This is a genomic window from Marinospirillum sp., from assembly GCF_014859565.1.
The window spans coordinates 1-1,792 of record NZ_JACUUA010000418.1 but is presented as its reverse complement, the minus strand read 5'-3'; the positions used below and the strand labels follow the sequence as shown (position 1 = coordinate 1,792).

3 protein-coding genes are annotated in these 1,792 nt (G+C 53.2%); all 3 read right to left on the bottom strand.

What is annotated here, in order from left to right:
• Positions 1 to 137, bottom strand: a 137-nt coding sequence (locus tag IBX50_RS20385) for an SDR family NAD(P)-dependent oxidoreductase (RefSeq protein ID WP_292258231.1), incomplete at its 3' end; no start/stop codon positions are given.
• On the bottom strand, positions 137 to 754 hold the full coding sequence (thrH, locus tag IBX50_RS20380) for a bifunctional phosphoserine phosphatase/homoserine phosphotransferase ThrH (RefSeq protein ID WP_292258229.1): 618 nt from the start codon (positions 752 to 754) through the stop codon (positions 137 to 139). The genes thrH and IBX50_RS20385, both read right to left, overlap by 1 nt.
• Positions 755 to 804: 50 nt before the next feature.
• Positions 805 to 1,776, bottom strand: a complete 972-nt coding sequence (gene cysB, locus IBX50_RS20375) for an HTH-type transcriptional regulator CysB (protein ID WP_292258227.1) — start codon at positions 1,774 to 1,776, stop codon at positions 805 to 807.
• Between the last annotated feature and the right edge of the window lie 16 nt (positions 1,777 to 1,792).

Sequence of the window (1,792 nt, the reverse complement as noted above, 5' to 3'; positions counted from 1 at the left end):
GCTTCCAGACGTTCCACCCGCCGGGCGGAGAGGATCAATGATGCACCCTCAGCCGCCAGACTGCGCGCTGTAGCAGCACCGATACCGGAACTGGCACCGGTGATCCAGACGCGTTGACCTTGTAAGCGCTTTAACATCAGAGCGACAACTCACGGTTGCTGGCATTGATGAAGGCTTTTTTCAGGTCATCATAGGTGTGTACAGCAGGGAACTGCGGGAACTCTTCGATGACATTCTGCGGAGCATGGAACAGGATGCCCTGTTCGGCCTGCGCCAGCATGGTGGTGTCGTTGTATGAGTCACCGGCTGCAATCACACGGTAATTCAGCAGCTGCAGGGCACGAACACTCTGGCGTTTGGGATCACGCTGACGCAGTTTGTAATCCACCACTCGACCTTCTGCATCTACTTCCAGCTTGTGACACAGCAGTGTGGGATAACCCAGCTGTTTCATCAGTGGCAAGGCAAATTCATAAAAGGTGTCGGACAGGATAATCAGTTGAAAACGCTCACGCAGCCAGTTGGTGAATTCAATGGCACCGGGCAGGGGTTCCAACTCGGCAATCACCGCCTGAATATCCGGCAGTTTTAAACCATTTTCATCCAGAATACGCAGACGCTGACGCATCAACACGTCATAGTCCGGCACATCACGAGTGGTGGCACGTAATTCTTCAATGCCGGTTTTTTCCGCAAAGGCAATCCAGATTTCGGGGATCAGTACCCCTTCAAGATCCAGGCAAGCAAGTTCCATGACAATCCTTCAACAGTGGCTGGGTGAAAAACCCACATTATAAAGCTTTATCAGCGCAGTGGCAGCTGCAACCCTTCAAACATCTGCTCAACTTCCTGACGATTACCGGCAGCCAGTGCCTGATCCACGGTATCCCGATCCAGATGAGCCGCGAGTTTTTCAATAAAGTGATACAGATAACCGCGCATAAAGGTGCCACGGCGAATGCCCAGCCGGGTGATACTCGGCTCAAACAGATGGCTGGCATCCAACACCACTAGGTCATCATCGCGGGTGTCTGCGGCCATGTGCGCCACAATGCCCACACCCACACCCAGCCGCACATAGGTTTTGATCACGTCCGAGTCGGCGGCGGTGAATACAATACGAGGAGTCAGATTGGCATTGCCAAAGGCTTCATCCACCTTGGCGCGGCCGGTAAATCCGGTGATGTAAGTCACCAGTGGATAGTCTGCCAGCTGCTCCAGAGACAGTTTTTTCACCTGAGCCAGCGGATGATCCTTCGGTACCAGAATACAACGGTTCCATTGGTAACAAGGGAAGGTCACCAGATCGTTGGTACTGGCAATGGATTCAGTGGCAATCGCCAGATCCGCCTCACCATCCGCCACCATCTGGGCAATTTGAGGTGGTGTACCCTGCTTAAGGCTGAGGGTGACATTGGGGTATTTTTCCATGAACTGGCTGATCACTGCAGGCAGGATGTAACGCGCCTGAGTGTGAGTAGTAGCCAATACCAGACCACCGCGCTTTTCGTTGCTGAATTCCTGCGCTACACGTTTGATATTTTCTGCCGTGCGCAGCATTTCACCAGCCAGATTGATCACCACCTGCCCAGCTGGAGTGACCCGTGTCAGGTGTTTACCACTGCGGGCAAACACCTCGATACCCAACTCATCCTCCAGCAGACGAATCTGTTTGCTGATGCCCGGCTGGGAGGTGTAAAGACTGTTGGCGGTGGCAGAAACATTCAGATCGTGATGAGCCACTTCCCAGATATAACGCAGCTGCTGCAACTTCATTAGACTTCTCCTGCCA

Coding starts and splice junctions, on each gene's coding strand:
- thrH (WP_292258229.1), bottom strand. CDS start 754: ATGGAACTTGCTTGCCTGGATCTTGAAGGGGTACTGATCCCCGAAATC.
- cysB (WP_292258227.1), bottom strand. CDS start 1,776: ATGAAGTTGCAGCAGCTGCGTTATATCTGGGAAGTGGCTCATCACGAT.